General features: G+C 42.2%; 12 protein-coding genes. 11 read left to right on the plus strand and 1 reads right to left on the minus strand.

The window, feature by feature from the left end; translation table 11 throughout:
* The first annotated feature begins 41 nt into the window (after window positions 1-41).
* From BR73_RS0111680 to BR73_RS0111710, 7 genes are all read left to right on the plus strand, one after another.
* Window positions 42-1,505, plus strand: coding sequence for an alpha-L-fucosidase (locus tag BR73_RS0111680; RefSeq protein ID WP_081848771.1), 1,464 nt, complete (start codon window positions 42-44; stop codon window positions 1,503-1,505).
* Window positions 1,506-1,678: 173 nt separating this feature from the next.
* Window positions 1,679-4,204, plus strand: coding sequence for a transglutaminase domain-containing protein (locus tag BR73_RS0111685; protein WP_033165669.1), 2,526 nt, complete (start codon window positions 1,679-1,681; stop codon window positions 4,202-4,204).
* 117 nt (window positions 4,205-4,321) lie between these two features.
* Window positions 4,322-5,314, plus strand: coding sequence for a glycoside hydrolase family 130 protein (locus tag BR73_RS0111690; RefSeq protein ID WP_033165670.1), 993 nt, complete (start codon window positions 4,322-4,324; stop codon window positions 5,312-5,314).
* A gap of 31 nt (window positions 5,315-5,345) precedes the next feature.
* Entirely contained in the window at window positions 5,346-6,386 is a 1,041-nt protein-coding gene (locus BR73_RS0111695; RefSeq protein WP_033165671.1) for a glycoside hydrolase family 18 protein, read from the plus strand.
* Window positions 6,387-6,796: 410 nt separating this feature from the next.
* Window positions 6,797-8,647, plus strand: a complete 1,851-nt coding sequence (locus BR73_RS0111700; RefSeq protein WP_242860664.1) for an ABC transporter substrate-binding protein — start codon at window positions 6,797-6,799, stop codon at window positions 8,645-8,647.
* 29 nt (window positions 8,648-8,676) lie between these two features.
* A complete protein-coding gene (locus BR73_RS0111705) occupies window positions 8,677-10,230 on the plus strand; it encodes a response regulator (RefSeq protein ID WP_033165672.1) in 1,554 nt (517 codons plus the stop codon).
* A gap of 17 nt (window positions 10,231-10,247) precedes the next feature.
* On the plus strand, window positions 10,248-12,026 hold the full coding sequence (locus BR73_RS0111710; RefSeq protein WP_033167359.1) for a sensor histidine kinase: 1,779 nt from the start codon (window positions 10,248-10,250) through the stop codon (window positions 12,024-12,026).
* A gap of 182 nt (window positions 12,027-12,208) precedes the next feature.
* On the opposite strand, the gene BR73_RS0111715 is transcribed toward BR73_RS0111710, so the two are convergent.
* The gene (locus BR73_RS0111715; RefSeq protein ID WP_033165673.1) at window positions 12,209-13,189 is read right to left on the minus strand and encodes an aldo/keto reductase; all 981 of its coding nucleotides are present in this window, start codon (window positions 13,187-13,189) and stop codon (window positions 12,209-12,211) included.
* Between the two features lie 324 nt (window positions 13,190-13,513).
* Here BR73_RS0111715 and BR73_RS0111720 point away from each other — a divergent pair, with 324 nt between their 5' ends.
* From BR73_RS0111720 to BR73_RS27405, 4 genes are all read left to right on the plus strand, one after another.
* A complete protein-coding gene (locus BR73_RS0111720; protein WP_242860665.1) occupies window positions 13,514-14,500 on the plus strand; it encodes an ABC transporter permease subunit in 987 nt (328 codons plus the stop codon).
* Window positions 14,501-14,511: 11 nt separating this feature from the next.
* On the plus strand, window positions 14,512-15,396 hold the full coding sequence (locus BR73_RS0111725; RefSeq protein WP_033165674.1) for a carbohydrate ABC transporter permease: 885 nt from the start codon (window positions 14,512-14,514) through the stop codon (window positions 15,394-15,396).
* Between the two features lie 29 nt (window positions 15,397-15,425).
* On the plus strand, window positions 15,426-17,042 hold the full coding sequence (locus tag BR73_RS0111730; protein ID WP_033165675.1) for an ABC transporter substrate-binding protein: 1,617 nt from the start codon (window positions 15,426-15,428) through the stop codon (window positions 17,040-17,042).
* Between the two features lie 172 nt (window positions 17,043-17,214).
* The gene (locus BR73_RS27405) at window positions 17,215-19,443 is read left to right on the plus strand and encodes an FAD-dependent oxidoreductase (RefSeq protein ID WP_051685158.1); all 2,229 of its coding nucleotides are present in this window, start codon (window positions 17,215-17,217) and stop codon (window positions 19,441-19,443) included.
* Window positions 19,444-19,489: the final 46 nt, after the last annotated feature.

The following is a 19,489-nucleotide window of genomic DNA, read 5'->3' on the forward strand; positions in this document are numbered from 1 at the left end:
TGGATAATTTGCTTAAAGGTGGAAGGGATCAGGTGACACAGATGGAAAATAAATCAGAGGAAAAGCTGGTGACGGACAGCCAGAGGTTAAAGTCAGGAGAGCCAGAGAATCAGGAGAAGGAAAAAGCAGCTGTGGAGGAAAGAATAGAACAGGGTGTCCACAATTACAGTGCTGCAGAAGAATATGTCTGGCCAGAGGATGATAAGGTCCGGCAGAAGCTGGAGTGGTTTCAGGATCAGAAACTGGCGCTGATGATGCATTGGGGACCCTATTCCCAGCTTGGAATCGTTGAATCCTGGGCACTTTCCGATGCGGATGCGGAATGGTCCAGAACAGGAATTGATTGGGAAGTAAGCGGTGAAGAATTCAAGAAGCAGTATTTCGATCTGAACAAAACCTTTCATCCAATCCGGTTCGAACCGGAAAAATGGGCAGATATTGCGGCAGAGGCGGGGATGCGCTATCTGATATTTACCACAAAACACCATGATGGTTTCTGTATGTGGGATACCCGTTATTCGGATTATAAGATAACGGGAACAGACTGCCCATATCATAACCATAAATATGCAGATATATGCGGGCATTTGTTTGAAGCCTTTCGTAAGAAAGGAATCGGTATAGCAGCTTATTTTTCCAAAGCGGATTGGCATATAGAGAGTTACTGGGCAAAAAATTATCCGCGGGGTGAGTATATGTGGAGGGGACCCTCCTATGACCCCTTAAAGCAGCCTGAGGAGTGGGAGAGATTTGCTGAATTTACGCGGAATCAGGTGAAGGAACTGGCAACCCGGTATGGGAAATTGGATATCATGTGGTTTGATGCCGGCTGGGTGTGCAAGGAAAACGGCCAGGATATCCGCCTTGGTGAGACGATAGAGGAGATCAGGACCTGGCAGCCTGGAATGCTGTGTGCCGACAGAACGGTTGGCGGTGCTTACGAAAATTACATTACTCCGGAGCAGTGTGTACCGGAAGAACCGCTTACCGTGCCTTGGGAGAGCTGTATTACCCTGGGAACCTCTTTTTCATTTGCCTATGAAGATGTCTATAAATCACCAAGGGAAGTAATCCATCTGCTGACGGACATTGTTGCAAAGGGAGGTAATCTGGCAATCAATGTGGGGCCGCAGCCGGACGGGCGGCTTCCTAAGGGTGCGATTGCTTCTTTAAAAGGCATAGGAGCATGGCTTAAGCTCTTTGGGGAAGCCATTTACGGCACCAGAATCTGTGCGCCATACAAGGTGGATAATATTGCTTTTACCAGAAAAGGTGAGGTGGTATATGCCCTGGAGCTGTTTGCGGAAGGCGACGAAGTTCCGGATAGGGTGTTTCTTCCCTTTGGTGGAAGGGTTAAGCGGGTGACAAGGGTTGGTACTGGTGAGAACATACTTTTTGAAAATATAACAGGAGGTCTTCAGGTAATGGTACCCTGGGCGAAGGGAAAAGAGGCTCCTGTTGCCAGAGTGTATAAACTGGAGCCTGAAGCAGCTTTCGGAAGCTGATGGAAAATAAGCTTGCATAGGTTTAGTTTAAACATCCAGTGCTTTAAACATGAATGATATACGTCATGAAAATAAGATTGCATAGTTTAGTTACAAACAGCGCAGTTTGAAGTAATAAATGCAACAGCAGGCCATTGACAAATAAATCGTATGATAGGAAGGTGGGAGAAAGAATGTTTACGGTACAGCTGCAGAAGTACGCTTCAGATAAATATGAAGAACGAAAAAAATATTACGGCTGTCTTTTAGCTGATATCGAGGAAGGGTTAAAGGGCTGCCAGGAAGAGGAAGCCGTGCTGATGCGTTTTCTTTACGGTACTATGCCCTTACGTGATGCCGGAGAATATGAATTTCACATATTTTTAAGCTTTGTACAGCATGCTCTTTGGCTTCGGAGGGAGAGGGAATGGTGCCGCAAGCTGCCGGAAGAGATTTTTATCCACTATGTGCTTTATTATCGCATTAATTCCGAAAGCATCAGCGATTGCAGAAATTTCTTCTATAAGCAGCTAAAAGATAGAATTGAGGGTTTGGACCTGAAGGCTGCCATACTTGAAATCAATTACTGGTGTGCGGAAAATGCTGCTTATGAGGCCACGGATGAAAGAACAGTCTCGCCTATGACCATGTTCCGGTGTAAAAGGGGGCGCTGCGGAGAAGAATCTACCTTTGCAGTTACAGCTTACCGAAGTATGGGGATTCCTGCCAGGCAGATCTATACGCCAAGGTGGGCCCACTGTGATGATAACCATGCCTGGGTGGAGGTTTATGTGGAGGGAAGCTGGTATTTCCTGGGAGCCTGTGAACCGGAGGAAGCTTTGAACAGGGGCTGGTTTACCCAAGCTGCCAACCGCGCTATATTGATTCACAGCCGCAGGTTTTCTGATTTCCCGGCTGCTTCTATGGAAGAAACGCTGGGACAGGAAGGTGTGCTGACCTATTGCAGCCATACTTCTTATTATACCAGGACAGAGGAAGTGGCAGTGCTTGTGAAGGATGCCCGTGGAAATCCGGTGGAAGGGGCTCAGGTTATCCTGGAGATTCTTAACATGGCGGAGTATTTTCCGTCAGCAGTTCTTATAACAGACAGGAATGGAGAAGTGCGAATAAAAGCCGGACTTGGAGATATCAGAGTCAGAGCGGTTAAAGGGGAGACCTTCGGGGAGAGAAAGCTTACCGTAGGCAAGGGGGTAAAAGAAGAACTTTTATTACATACCCGGAACGATAACATCTTCAGCGATAGATGGGAACAGGATGAATACCTCTCACCGGCTGAACATCCGCTGCACTCTGCCTATGAAAGCAAAGAGCAAAAAGAGAAAAATGCAGAACGCTTGAAAGCTGCCAGAGAAATCAGGGAAAAAAGCCTTGCTGCTTGCTATGATGAAGAGATTGAGAAGCTATACCAAGAGGATCGTGAAGCCATCCGCAGAGCGGGAGCAAATGCAGAAGAAATAAAAGCTTTTCTGACCAGAGATGAGAATCCCCTCAGAAAACAACTGCTGCTAAGTCTGTCGGAAAAGGACTTTAAGGATCTGAAGGCCGAAATCCTGGAAGATCATCTGGAGCCATATAGTGAATCATATGGATTCTCCAGGGATATCTATTGCAGATATGTACTGTGTCCAAGGATTTTCAGAGAGGAGCTGACACCTTATAAGAGCTTTATCCGCAACTATTTCAGTAAGGAGGAGAAGGAAGGTTTTGCAGGAGAGCCTGACCTTATCTGGAAATATATCAAAGCGGTCATAGGGTATATTCCGGAAGAAGAGTATGACACCCTCTGTGCTACTCCTGTCGGCAGTCTGCGGCTGGGGTTAGGAAGCCCTTTGGCAAAAAGCATCCTGTTTGCAGCTATTTGCAGGAGTCTTCATATTCCTGCCAGGTTAAATCCGGTAACCCATGCACCGGAATATTTAAGAGACGGAGTGTTTGTTTCACCGGAGGCAGATACATTATTAAATACCGCAACCCTGGTACTGAAAAAGAAAAAAGACAGCAGATGGAGCTATTATCAGAATTGGACCATCGGTAAGCTGAAAGGAGTGCAGTTTGAGACATTGGTCTACGAGGGTAAGGTCTTTTGGGAGAAGGAACTTAAGCTGGAATTGGAGGAGGGAATATATAGGATCATAGCTACCAGGCGTATGCCGGAAGGTCATCAGAAAGTCTATGAGAGAGTTTTCCGGCTGGTGGGGAGAGAACGTAAAGTCATTGAAATGGCAGAGTGGGACACAGATAGGTTAATACCTGAGAAAAGTGTGAAGCTGGAGAATTTTCTGTTTTACAATAGCAGGGGAAAGGAAAGCAATCTGTTAAAACTGGTTAAGCAGAAACCTGTTATTCTTGCTTTTTTGGGAACAGGTGAAGAACCCACCGAGCATGTATTGAATGAATTGCTGGATATTGCTGATACCTGGAACAGCAGCGGAGGCAGAATGCTTGTGGTACTGCGGGAACAGCTTGAAATGGAGAATATTACCCTGGGGAAAGTCCTTGCGAAATTATCAGGTATCGAAATATATTTTGACAATTCAGGCAGCTGCAGCAGAGCGGCGGCGAAGCTTCGGCTTAATGAAGATAAACTGCCGGTTCTTATCCTGGCGGACAGCAGAGGAAACAGTGTGTATGCCTGTGGGGGCTATCATGTAGGCAGTGTGGAATTTATGCTGAAACTACTGGAGGAGCAAAAACTGTAAGGAGTACAAAGTGTGAAAGAAAATAATAAATTGAAAGGATGCCACGTGAAGATTCTTTCACCCTTTTATTTGTGGCAGCATCGCAGGCAGGCCTGCGATATGCAATGGGTATAAATAATGAGTAGAGTAACAGGGAGTTCCCTGCCAGACATTCCCTGGCAGGATAAACCGGAGGGGTACAGTAAACCGGTCTGGCGATATAATAGCAATCCTATTATAAAAAGAGATGCAATACCAACTTCCAACAGCATCTTTAACAGTGCAGTAATTCCTTTTAAGGATGGATTTGCAGGAGTATTCCGTTGTGACAGTATTGCGGTTAGTATGGATATCTTTCCGGGCTTTAGTGAAGATGGTATCCATTGGAAGATTGAGGAAGAGCCTATTGTTTTTCAGGGGGAGGACATGGAAATCCTGAAAAGGGAATACCGTTACGACCCCAGAGTGTGCTATCTGGAAGACAGATATTATATAACCTGGTGCAACGGCTATCATGGGCCTACTATTGGTATCGGGTATACTTTTGATTTTAAGACCTTTTACCAGCTGGAAAATGCTTTTCTGCCCTATAACCGGAATGGCGTACTGTTTCCCAGAAAAATAAACGGCAGATATGCCATGCTAAGCAGACCAAGTGATACAGGGCATACGCCATTTGGAGATATCTTCTATAGTCAGAGCAGGGATTTGGAATATTGGGGACACCACAGGCATGTTATGTCTCCTGTAAAAGGCGACGAATCTGCCTGGCAGGGAACCAAGATCGGCCCCGGCCCCATCCCTATTGAGACGGAGGAGGGCTGGCTGCTGCTCTATCATGGAGTCATACATACCTGCAATGGTTTTGTGTACCGAGTGGGCACTGCCATTTTAGATCTTGATGAACCCTGGAAAGTAAAATACCGTTCCAGATATTATGTCTTAGGACCGGAGGAATATTATGAGCGTGTAGGGGATGTTCCCAATGTGGTATTCCCCTGTGCGGCTCTTACTGATAAGGCTACAGGGCGGATTGCTCTATATTATGGCTGTGCGGATACGGTAACCGGTCTGGCCTTTACTACGGTGGAAGAGCTGATAGGGTTTACCAAAGCTCATGCCTTAACTTAATAAAAGAAAACGGAGGAAAAGAACACGGATAATGGGGAAATTAATCGGATATGTCAGCACCGGTGATCTAGGTGAGGTGACTGCAGAGGATAGTAAGAGTCTGGATGTGATCAATATAGCTTTCGGGCATATAAACCAGGGGTTAGCGGAATGGAACCATCCTGAATGCAAAGCAGTATTGTCACGGATAAAATCCCTGAATCCGGATATAAAGCTTATATTATCCCTGGGAGGCTGGGGTGCTGCCGGATTCTCAGAGGCTGCCATGACCAGGGAGAACAGAACACGTTTTGCTGCTTCTGCAGTAGAGCTCATAAGAGAATATGATATGGATGGTATAGATATAGACTGGGAATACCCATGTTACCGCGTGGCTGGTATTGATGGAAGCGAATTAGACAGAGAGAATTTTACCTTATTACTGGAAGCCTTCAGAATAGCACTTGACAGGGCTGCTGAAAAGGATTACCTGTTGACCATTGCAGCAGGTGGAGGTGAATATTTTACAGCCTGTACCGATATGAAGAACGCACAGCAGTATCTGGATTACGTACAGCTGATGACCTATGACTTAAAGGGAGGTTTTCAGAATTTTACAGGTCATCATACCAGCCTGTATTCCAATAAAAGGGATTTGTTTCCCGCCAGTACGGACCGTGGGGTGGAATGCTTTATAAAGGCAGGAGTACCAAAGGAAAAGCTGGTAATCGGTGCAGCCTTCTACTCCAGACTATGGAAGGGTGTTCCGGATATTGAGCATGGTCTGCATCAGATGGCAGCAACCACCGGAGGATACGGACCTGCCTACCACAGTCTCCTTCAGAATTTTATTAACAGGAATGGATATGTCCGTTATTGGGATGAGGAAGCAAAAGCCCCTTATCTGTTCAATGGAGATACCTTTATAAGCTATGATGACAGAGAGTCACTGAAAAGAAAAGCAGAGTATGCCAAGGAGAAAGGTCTCCTTGGGCTGATGTATTGGGAATACGGCTGTGACAATACCCATACCTTAACCGGATGGTTAAGGGAACAGATTGAGAGAACGCCCTGGATCAACGGGAATTCCTAAGCTTATTTTAACAGAAAATGCCATGACAGATGGAGGCATAGTCCAATAAGTAATGTCAGAAAGAAATTAATCCCGAAGCCAGACGCAATGGTGTCTGGTTAATATATTACATTAAGTAATGTCAGAAAGAAGTCCCGATGGCCTTCCTTCACACAATGGTTCTGGTAGGCCGTTGTGTGGAGGAAGGTCATTGTTTTTTTTGTGAAAAAGGTCATATTTTTAGAGAAAAATACTTTAATAATTACACTTTTTATTAAAAGAATTTTGTCATATAATAAATTGTATTAATACTTGTATAAATACTAAAACATACTTCTGGCAGTTAATATGAATTATTGATAATTACAAAGCGTACCATAATTTTAGGCACTGCTACATCTGCAGGCAGGAGCGGCATTTAGTGGGAGCTGATGCTGCCTTTAGTGAAGGATTACAGGTTATGGGAAAAGGAATGGTTATGGGAAAGGTTTGGTTATTATATGGTTAAGAAACATAAGCTTTTGGGCATTCTCTTATGTTTGGTGCTGGCTGTTACTATGACAGGGGGCTGTGCTTCTAATACTCGTAACCCAGAGATTTTGGGGAATGCAGACTCTGCTGGTAATAAAAACTCTGGAAAAGAAGGAAAAGCGAAATACAAAGAATTTATTACCGTGGATGTTTTCGATTCCCAATCCAATTATCAGGGAATACAGTCAGGCTGGTTTGCCAAAATTATAAAAGATAAATTTAATATGGAACTTAACATAATTGCACCAAATGTGGCAGGTGGAGGTGAAACCCTGCTTCAGACCCGCAGTGCAGCCGGGAATCTGGGAGATCTTATCCTTACTTCTGCAGCCGGCGGAAAGCTTCAGGATCTCGTTACGGCGGGACTGATAATTGATATGACGGAGTTTATGGAAGGAAAGAAGAATCTGTCCAAATACCAGGCAGCGATTGAGTATACCAATAAAACACTTGCAAAAGAGGAGGGTATTTGGGCAATCCCGTCGGAAATATCAGAAAGACCTGCAGATACGAATCTGGGAGGTACGGTTTTAAACTTTGGAACCTATATCAGATGGGATCTGTATAAACAGCTGGGTTATCCGAAAATGAAAACGCTGGAGGATCTGCTGCCGGTGATGAAAGAGATGCAGGACATTGCAGGTGTCAGTGATTCCGGTAAAAAAATCTATGCATTCTCCCTGTTTAAGGATTGGGACAGTGAATACCTGGGAGCTGCCAATCAGATACCTTACATGTATGGTTATGCACCGATTGGTTATGCCTATGCAAAAGCAGATGATTCCGAGGAACCTCAAAGTGCTTTGGCAGAGGATTCTCTGTATATCAGGGGGCTTAAATTCTTTTTTCAGGCAAATCAGATGGGACTGCTGGATCCGGAATCAACTACTCAGAATTTTGATGCATTATCAAAGAAATATAAGGATGGTGCTGTATTGTGGTCACCCTGGCCCTGGCAGTCCTCCGGATACAATACAGCAGACCACACCTCCTCCGGTAAGGCTTTTAATACGGCTGCCGTTGAGGATTTCCAGCTGTACGACTGGGGTTGCTATACCAAAGGAAATCCCTATAATTCCATTATGATCGGCAGCAAGGCGAAAGACCCGGAACGGTTAATGGATTTTATCGACTGGCTGTATTCACCGGAAGGACTGACAGTAGCTTATTCGGGCAGTTTATCCGGTATCAAGGGACTTATGTGGGATGTAGAAGACGGAAAACCGGTTCTTACAGACTTTGGCTATAAATGCCTGACCAATGGTGATAAGACCCTGATGCCGGAGGAATATGGAGGGGGAACCTATCTTGACGGTATTGAAAGACTGAATTTTAAAGCCGTATCAGATGGTGAGATTAATCCTGAAACCGGTTATCCTTACAACTATCTGATGTGGGATGACTATTTATCCTTAACCCTTACGGATATGGAAAGGGACTGGCAGACTCATATGAAGGCTAAGAATGCTGCCGAATATTTCTATAAAAATAATCAGGCGGTAATATCTGTTGGAAGCGGTTATGCCGTGTCGGCAGAAGATCCGGATATCACTACTATCCGGGCCCAGATACGTTCAACTATTGTAGAATATTCCTGGAAGTCAGTCTTTGCGAAAGATGAAGGGGAATTTACCCGGCTGATACAGGAAATGACGGACATTGCCATGGGATTGGGGTATGAAAAGGTCTTAAATATTGATCTGCAGAATGCAGAACAGCAGAAGCAGGCAAGAGCAGCTATTGATAAATAAAGGTATGCTTGAATTTATGGGGGTGTTTTATGTATTCAGTTCTGATAGCAGATGATGAAGCAATCATCAGGCGTGGATTAAAGAAAGTAGTCAACTGGGAACAGCTTGGCTACAATATTATTGGAGAAGCTTCCGATGGAGAAGAAGCGCTGTCCTGCTTGCTGAGCCAGAATCCGGACGTTGTAATGATGGATATAAGGATGCCGCTTATGGACGGGCTGGAGGTTATTCAAAAGGCCAGAGCGGGCAATTATAAAGGAAAGATAATTATCTTAAGCGGGTTTTCTGATTTCGCATACGCCCAGGAAGCTATACGTTATGATGTTAAATTTTATCTGAACAAGCCACTTAATGAGCTGGAGCTGGAAGCAGCCTTGAATTCCATATCTCATGAACTGCAGGAAGAAGCGAGGGAGAAGAGGACCGTAAGCCATTACCGTGAAAAAGCAAAGATTTCCATCTTAAGGGATATTATTAACGGTGAGGCGGATATTTCCAGGATTAATTTAGCGGATTTGCATATGACAGATAATATCTTTCAGGTGCTGATCTATGAGAAGTACAGTCACAACATAGCGGATATTTCCTATAATTTCTCTGAGATATTAAGAGTCACCAATCAGGACAGTAATTCACTTGAAAGTGTGACGATTAAGGAGAATCAGGTTATTATTCTGAAAGGAGAATTTGCCATCGGTCAATTCAAACGGTTTATTGAGAAATTTGAATATGATCTCAAACCGCAGAAAGGTTCACCTTTAGATACCTTGTTTATTTCTTATGGAAGAACTGTCTCGGAAGTCACGGATATACGCACCTCCTATCTGGATGCCTTATTCTTAATGCAGAGGCGTTTTTTCTGTGCTCAGGACCAGCATACCATAGGATATCTTGATACAGAGGAGCATAAGAGTGCAAAACTTCCTTTCGACCACGAAATGATAAACAGTTTTTACAATCTGCTGGTAAATTATATACAGACCCACAACCGGAATCTGTTGGTGGAAACACTGCATGAGCTGGAAAAGAAGCTGAATAGGTGTGAAATAAATATACCTGATATCAAACTGTCTTTATCGGACCTTTTTCTGCAGATTAAGGATAAAATCAATAATCTGTATGCAGGCAGTAAGATTCCTTTTCCTACCAATACTCAGATTATCAACTTTATAACCACCAGGAATTATCTTTATGAAATCCTTGCTTTTTTTACCGAAGAGTTTGAAATTATCATGAATACAGTGGGGGTTTCCGGCAATGACAGTGTGATTGACAGTGTAATCTATTATATTGAGCACAACTACAAGGAAAATATCAAGCTGGAAAGTATAGCCTGTCTCTTCGGGTATAACAGCTGTTATCTGGGGAAACTGTTTCATGAAAAAACCGGTAAAAGCTTTAATTATTATGTAGATTATGTCCGGGTGCAGAATTCCATAAAACTGTTAAAGCAGAATAACATGAAGGTTTATGACATTGCGGAGAAGGTCGGGTACCGTAATGTGGACTATTTTTATACAAAATTTAGGAAGTATACAAATCTCACTCCCACTGAATACCGTAAGCAGATGCAGCAGGGATGAGGACAGGGAGAAGGGCTTTGCAAACAAAATCGAAAATCAAAATAAAGACACAAATGTATATTATATTTATTCCTTTTCTTGTGATACCGGTTGCTTTCATCGGATTATTTCTGACTCTTTATTTTGCCAAAGCACTATACCAGCAGACCTATTCTCAACTGGAATCCGATAATCTCAGGGTTAAATCCATTTTGCTGGACTGTACCCTGAATATCTTTAATATGTCCGAAGATTTTATAAATGATAAAGTACTGCTCTCGATGCTCACGGAAAAAGCCCCGGAGGAAACGGAATTCAGCAGCCGGATCAATGCATACGACCGTTTTGATACCTATATGAAAAACAATACAGCCCTGGCGGCCATTACCGTATATACGACCAATACCTCATTGCCAGAGAGCATATACATTAAACATGCCACTCCTGCAGTGAAGGAGGAATGGTTTTCCAAAGTCTCCATACCCTCCAGCAGTGCCTGGGTCAATTACACTCCGGAGAACAAGGAAAAGAGCTTGCTGCAGCTTACCTTTATTCGTTCCTTTCCTATTGTGGATTCAGCTGAACCTACCAATGACGGAGCTATCCTGGTGGTTACGATCAGTACGAATTATTTAAAGAACCGTATACAGAACAATAAACTTTTTACAGCCGTATCACTGAACAAAGACGAAATCTTCTTCAGTACGACAAGATCCGTGCAGGGAGAAAAACAGCAGGTTCCCATAGATTTTGAGGAAAAATATTTTACCAGTAAAGGGTCTTTGAAATATCAGGGAAATAAGGTACTGGGATATATATCTTCATTGCCTGCCTATCGGTCTAAGGACATCTATTATATTACCACCCTGGATCTGGAGGCGTATAATAGTATCTTTAAGATTGTGGTCATGTGTGTGGTCATAACACTTGTATCCATTGTCATACCACTGGTAGGAATCCTGTTTTATACAAAGAAATTCAGTTACAGGGTAATCGCTCTGCGAAAGGCCATGAGCAGTGCCAGCATAGGGGAATATGATATTATTGATACCTTGCGGGGAGACGATGAACTGACGGAAACCTTTTTTGATCTGAAATATATGATCCAGGAGATAAAGAAGAAGGAATCCCAGGTTTATGAAGCTCTTATCAAGCAGAAGGAATTGATCAACCAGCAGCAGAAGATGGAGTTTAAGCTGCTTGCCAGCCAGATTAATCCTCATTTTATTTATAATACACTGGAAACCATCCGCATGCTGGCAATTGAGAACGACGATCATAATGTGTCCACTGCTATCAAGCTATTGGGGCAAGCGATCCATTATGTATTGGAAAATACAGAAACCTTCTCAACTACCCTGGAAAAAGAGCTGAATTATATTGATGTCTATCTTCAGATTCAGAAATTGAGATTTGAGGACAGAATCAGCTACTGTATAACGGTTCAGGAGGATATCAGGAGCAGGGAATATCAGATCCTGCCGTTGTTGTTACAGCCTATCGTAGAAAATGCAGTGACCCATGGGCTTAAAAACGTTAAGAAAAATGGGTGGATCAGGGTGGAGGTGACCTCGGATAATAAGTCTGCCCTGTTTATTACAATTGAAGATAATGGCATTGGTATGGATACCAGAGAACTGAACAGGCTGGATACGAAAATAAAGGAAAAATCAGATAATACAAGAATTGGAATCGGGCTGAACAATATAAATCAGAGGATTAGATTATTCTATGGAGAAGAGTATTACATGAAACTTGAAAGTACACCTGAAAACGGAACAAAAGTAAGGCTGATGCTGCCTCTGATACCTGTGTAATCAGTGTGTTCCTGCATAAGAATTTCAACTGCCAAAAGGAATTAAAACAGCAATTTGACTCCACTTCCACAACGGATAATGTTGTTCCGGTGTTAAACACAATAGGTCAGGAAATCTTAGGATTTGAGTGCTATAAACGAACTAGGTTCGAATAAGCACACAAATCCTTTCTTTTAGATTGATTAGCTATGAGCCACAATCCTGTGGGGGACATAGGGTTCTTCCATATAAGCGGTTTCTTCCGGTGAAAGTCTGACTTCCAGGGACGGTACCGCTGCTTCCAGATGTGAAATCTTTGTGGCACCGATTATGGGAATTGTAACCGGCTGTTTTTGGATCAGCCAAGCCAGGGCTATCTGGGTACGGGGAACTCCGTGCTTTTCTGCGACTTCTGCCAGTCTTTCCACCACCAGTCTGTCGGCGTCAATGGTAGAATCATACTTATCTCTTTGCACCCGGTCGGTTTCATAGCGTTTAGTGGTCTCTGACCAGTCTCTGGTCAGTCTTCCGGAAGCCAGGGGGCTATAAGGCGTCAGAGCTATTTTTTCCTCTTTGCATAAGGGTATCATTTCTCTTTCTTCTTCCCTGTAAATAAGGTTTAAATGATTCTGCATGGATACAAAACGTGTCCAGCCGTTTTTCTCTGCTGTATAAAGGGCTTTCTGAAATTGCCAGGCATACATGGAGGAGGCGCCGATATATCTTGCCTTACCTGCCTTTACTATGTCATGCAGTGCCGACATGGTTTCTTCAATAGGAGTATTATAATCCCATCTATGGATGATGTAGAGGTCTACATAATCCGTCCCAAGGCGTTTCAGACTCTTATCGATCTCACTCATAATAGCTTTTCTGGAAAGACCGGCTCCGTTGGGACCTTCCTGCATCTTATTGTATACTTTTGTTGCAATAACGATCTCATCACGGTTTGCATAATCCTTTAAGGCTCGTCCGAGGATTTCTTCGCTTCTGCCTAAAGAATATACATTCGCGGTATCAAAGAAATTAATACCTAAATCCAGGGCTTTTTTAATGACAGGACGGCTTTCCTCGTCTGTTAATGCCCATTTATGGACCCAGCCTTCCGGATCTCCAAAACTCATGCAGCCAAGACAAAGACGTGATACCTCTAAACCGGTATTTCCAAGTTTTACATATTCCATATGCTTATCCTCACTTTCCTGTTAGTATGGTATAAGTCTACAATATAGAGTTCACTGCATGTCAAGTGTTTTTTTGCAAAATGGTAATAATTTTCAAATAACATTATTGTTTAACGTGTTTTCCTATGCAATTTAACCCTGAGACCTGCAGTAATCCTACATAAATCTGTTTAAATTCTATACAAAAATCCATGTAGATATCCGTATCATTATTAAAATAGTAGTATTTATATTGGTTAAAATTCTACGGTTATGTTAAATATCTATGATTGTTAGTGAATTGTTGAAGAGATATAATAAAACTTAGTAAGAGTGATAAAAACTATGCAATATAACGAAAGGGTACTGGTGTTTATGTCGAATTCAAAAAGGGAACAAGTAAATTTAACAATAAAAAAGAAGAGCAAATGGGGAGTGTTTAGAGATAATTTTGAGCTGTCAATGATGTTGGTGCCCGGCATTATCTTCTTTCTGGTTTTCAGTTATATACCAATGCTTGGCGTAATTATTGCATTTAAGGACTATCGAAACAACTTGGGTATCTTCGGCAGTGAATGGGTAGGACTTCGCAATTTCAAATTCTTCTTTACTTCACAGGATGCATTTAGGATAGCAAGAAATACCGTGGGTTACGGTCTGGTATTCATAATACTTGGTATTGTCTGCTCAGTAGCTATTGCCATACTGCTCTATGAGGTAAAGAACAGACTGTTCCTGAAGTTTTACCAGACTACTATGATATTACCCCATTTCCTGTCCTGGGTCATTGTAGGTTATATTACTTATATCTTACTGGAACCCAATATGGGTATACTGAACCAGATTATCAAGTTCTTTGGCATGGAAGGTATCAACTGGTATCTGGAACCGAAATACTGGGTGGCCATATTACCGGTGGTTCATGTATGGAAAAGCGTGGGACTCAGCTGTATTATGTATTATGCCGCATTAATGGGAATTGATGAACAGCTTTTTGAAGCAGCTTCCATTGACGGAGCAAGCAAATGGAAACAGATTTGTTATATTACCCTTCCATCTCTGGTTCCTCTTATGACAGTGCTTACAATCTTAAATGTTGGCGGCATTATCAAAGGTGATTTTGGTCTCTTTTATAATATACCCCGTAATGTGGGATTATTATATCCTACCACCGATATTATTGATACTTATATTTACCGCGGGTTACAGACCGGTGATGATATCGGAATTACAACAGCAGTAGGCTTGTTCCAATCCTTTGTGGGTTTTGTAATGGTAGTAGCTACCAACAAAATAGTCAAGAAGATATCACCTGAAAATTCATTGTTCTAGAGGAGGCAAACGTGAAAAGCAAGAGAGCGAATTTACCGGTAAATATATTTTTTATTATATTTTCACTGGGTTTTATAATACCGTTTATATTAATCATTTCATCATCCATAACGGATGAACAGACACTTATAACCGAAGGGTATAAATTGATTCCCCATAAGTTTTCGCTGGAAGCTTATAAGTATGTAATGAAAAGCCCGGGACAGTTGTTAAATTCCTACAAGGTAACAATTTTTTATTCCCTGGTTGCCACAGCTTTAAGTATGGTTGTTATGACCTTAATGGCTTATCCGTTATCCAGAGCCAGTTATAAGTACAAGAAGCCTGTAACATTCTTTATTATTTTTACAATGTTGTTTTCTGGAGGATTGATTCCTACTTATATATTAATGACTAAATATCTGCATCTGCAGGATAATATCTGGGTATACATCTTACCAAACCTTGCAAATGCATTTCACATTATCGTAATCAGGTCTTTCTTCCAGGGACTGCCGCCTTCACTAGTTGAGTCTGCCAAGATTGACGGTGCAAGAGAACTGCAGGTGTTTTATAAAATTGTACTGCCTTTGTCAAAACCGGTTATTGCCACAGTTTCATTGTTGAATCTACTGGCCAGGTGGAATGACTGGAATACTGCTTTGATTTATATCAGAAGCAAGGAGTTATTTTCCTTACAGTATCTGCTGCAGCAGATATTAAGAGAAGTACAGTTTATCAAAGACATGGCAGAGAGTTCACCGGTAGCAGGAATCAGTATCAATCTGACGCAGCTTCCTTCTGAGACCATAAGATTTGCATTGTGTATTGTTGCAGCTGGACCAATGCTTATCATCTTCCCGTTCTTTCAGAAGTATTTTGCAAAAGGTTTAACAGTAGGTGCGGTAAAAGAGTAGAGGTTTACATATTAAAAGGAGGGTATTTTATGTTAAAAAGAATGAGAGTTTTGGTTGTAATCTGTCTTATGTTTTCCATTATCCTGACAGGTTGCAAGGGCAGCAGCAATACGCCGGATAATAACAACGGAACAAAAGAAACAAATGCAGAGCAGAATGAACCCACAGGCACAAAAGAGCCAGAAAAAGAAGCAGAGCCGGTAACCCTAAAATGGGTATTCTTAAGTCCTGGCGAGCAGAAAGATGCCCAGGAGGTTTGGAATAAATTCAACGAAGAACTTCAGAAATATCTGCCCGGTACTACCGTTAAGTTTGAGGGTATCACCTCAGCAGATTATGCTGAGAAATGGAAATTGATCAGTGCCTCCCAGGAGAATGTTGATATCGTATGGCATGGCTGGATGGTTCCTTATGTAACGGAAGTAAGAAAAGGTTCCTATATGGAGCTTGACAAACTGATTGAAGAGTATGCACCTGACCTGCTAAAGGAAATTCCTGAGAACATCCTGGATAAATCAAGAGTGGATGGAAAGCTATACAGCATACCAAACATGCAGCAGATGGTTTCTTATGTATCCACTTTACAGTTTCCTATAAAAATTTATGAGAAATACAAAGATCAGATCAACGTGGAACAATTAGCAGAATTATTTGGTTCCCATCAGAAGATGGACCAGGAACTATGGGATGAACTTGAGAAATATATCGTGATGATTAAAGACGGCGGTGATTTACAAAAAGGTGTCTTCGGCTTTGCAGATCACGTGGAAAAAGGCTATGAGTGGATCTTAAACCCTTATAAAATTGATATTTACAGCGATGATTACACACCTGTTAATCTTTACAGAACACCTGAATATGAGACTTTTGTGAAGGAATATTCCGATTGGTACCAGAAAGGTTATATCAGAAAGGATATCTTAACAGCTGATAATGTATCCCAGGAAATTTATGAAGTACGCGGCGGCGGTAACTACCTGGTAGGCCAGGGGTATTATCCTACAGAATCTGAAATTGCAACAAGTGAAGCCGCAGGTTCTACCGCTTATGTAAAGATTCCCTTTGATAATTCACACTATATCCCTTATGCAGCTGCAGCTACCAACATGGCTATTTCCTCTAATTCCAAGAATCCGGAAAGAGCTATGCAGTTAATCGAGTTAATGAACACAGAAAAAGGGAAAGACCTCTATAATTTAATGGTATATGGTATCGAAGGAAAGCACTACAACAAGATTAACGACAAAGAAATCCAGCCCATCGGTTATACCTCACAGCCTACCGCTGACAGCCCTTACGGTCAGTATAACTGGGCTATCGGTAACATCTTTAACGGTTATGAGATCTACATGGAGAACAAACCTCTTACCTTACAGAGCGATTTCATCAGTCAGGTAAATGCTGATGCAGCTCCATCAAAGCTGAAAGGCTTTACACTGGATACCGATCCAATTAAAACAGAACTTGCACAGGTAAATGCAGTAATTGGTGAATATAAGACTACCTTAAACTCCGGTGCAGCACCAGATGCAGATGCTTTATACAAAGATTTTGTTAATAAGCTGATTAAAGCTGGAGATGATGTGGTTACAAAAGAGATTCAGCGTCAGATTGATGAATGGAGAGCCTCTAAAGAAAATCAATAGAAAATCTGACAGTTTCAATATTCAACTGCAAATATATTAAAATAGCAACCTTCTTCCGTGTATAGATATTCTAAGACATGGAAGAAGGATTGTTAATGAGGAGAGTGGTTACTCTGTCCGGTAAGACAGTATAGATATAATTCACAAGACCGGAGCAGAAGTGGAGGGTATCATGAAAAAAATGCATTTTGATATAACCGTTGCAGGGGGAGGAATTGCAGGAATTTGTGCGGCAGTTACTGCAGCCAGGCAAGGACAAAAGGTATTGCTGGTCAATGACCGTCCGGTTCTTGGCGGAAATGCCTCCAGTGAAATTGGGATCACCATATCAGGAGCCAGCCATCATGGCTTAAATCCTGCCATCTATGCGAAAGAAGGAGGTTTGGCAGAAGAAATCAGACTTCGGATGTCAAAATACGCAATGGGTGGAGGTTATGATAAATACGCCTTACTGGATGCTGTATTATTTGACTTGTGCTATGAAAATACGAATCTTTCTTTACTGCTGAATACTTCTGTGTATTCCTGTGAAGTAAAGAATAAGAAAATAACCAGTTTATTAGCAAGACATCATATCAGCAATGAAGTATATGATATCGAAAGCAATATCTACATTGATGCTACGGGAAACGGAACCCTTGCTTATGAAGCCGGCTGCAGCTTCCGTATGGGCAGAGAAGGCAAAGAGCAGCATGGTGAATTCTGGGCACCGGACAATGCAGACAGATATACAATGGGAAATACCTTTTATTTTGAGACCTATGATTGCGGGCATGAAGTTACCTATGTACCACCCGGCTTTGCTCATAAGGTTGATGCTATGGATTTTATCAAAGACATACATAATCCAAAGAAATACCGCAGTATCACTGTAAAGGGTGCTCACTGGTCCTTTGAATACGGCGGACAGGTAGATGTGATTTACCAGAGCGAAGAGATTGATCTGGAGCTTCGCAAGCTGATTTTTGGAATCTGGGATTATATCAAGAACAGCGGTAAGTATCCGGAAGCGAAAAATTACGTCTTAAAAAGAATTTATACAAAATCAGGTGCCAGAGAATCCAGAAGGTTTCTGGGGGACTATATTTTAACAGAAAATGATATTGAAAATAAGATCGGCTTCGAAGATGCAGTTTGCATCGGCGGCTGGCCTATGGATATCCATGCGCCTTTGGGAATCTATGATTCGTTACCTGCTACGAATTTCGTACCGGTAACCGGCATCTATAATATTCCTATGAGATCACTCTATACAAAAGATATTGACAATCTGATGTTAGCCGGCAGAGATATCAGTGCAACTCATATTGCTCTTGGCTCCACCAGAGTAATGGCTACTTGCGGGGTTATGGGGCAGGCAGTTGCCACTGCTGCAAAATTATGTATAGAGAAAGAACTCTCCCCCAGAGAAGTAACGGCTGATTATGGGCGGGAGCTGCAAAAGATACTGGCCGGTGAGGATCAGACCATTATCGGTGTTCCAAATATAAGCCCTGTTATGGCGAATTTTGCTGTAACCGCAACCAGTGAAAAAAGCTATGAAAATGTAAATGGTGTTGATTATATGCTACTTGACAGGGATTACGCCATAGCGTGGATGCTGGAGACGGAACAGCTTATAAGCGTGAGCATTAAAATCAGGAACAGTTCAAAGGAAGCAAAGATCTTAACATATAAAATATTGACAGGTGTTCATAAAGAAACCTTTATACCGGAGGAAGTTGTAAAAGAAGAGAGAATTATTATACCCGAAAATCATGAAGGCTGGCTGGAAATACCCATTAATTCAAACAGGGGGAAGGATGGCAAGCTCTATCTCAGTTTTATAAAGAACGAGGCTCTTTCTTTGGGGATAGCAGAGGACGGACCAATAGGTGCCATTACTCTACGAATGTACTCCCAGGATAACACCGAAGAATGCAATCATGACAGTGTCCCTTTGAAAGCAGCTACCGGTTATTGCTTTCTGGATCACCGTTATGAAAAGAACAGAAATATATTATTTAAGGATATGGTCCCGGAGCAAAGGCTTTTTGCACCTGCTATGGCTGTATCGCCTTATACACGGCCTTATGGTGTTCCGAATCTGTGGATTGGAGAAGGAGACTTTCCGCATACCCTTACACTGACAGCAAAAGAGCCTGTGAATGCAGATAAACTTGTGCTGACCTTTGACAGCTATCTCGAAAATGACAATACGGATAAGCTGCCGGGCTGTCTGGTAAGAGATTACGAATTAAAGATTTATTGCAGGAATGGAGTAATAACTAAGAATATAAAGGATAACTGGAAGAGGTATGCAGTTCATGAAATCAATGCTGCAGGCATTGAGAAAATTGAAATTAAGCTTAACAGCAGCTGGGGAGCTGAAGCAGGTATCTACGGGGTGGATTTAATATAGAAGTCGTCAATCGGCGTAGGAACCGCTACGCTTCATTCCTCCGCCT

Source organism: Clostridium sp. KNHs205 (assembly GCF_000702945.1).
Taxonomy (GTDB): domain Bacteria; phylum Bacillota; class Clostridia; order Lachnospirales; family Lachnospiraceae; genus Anaerocolumna.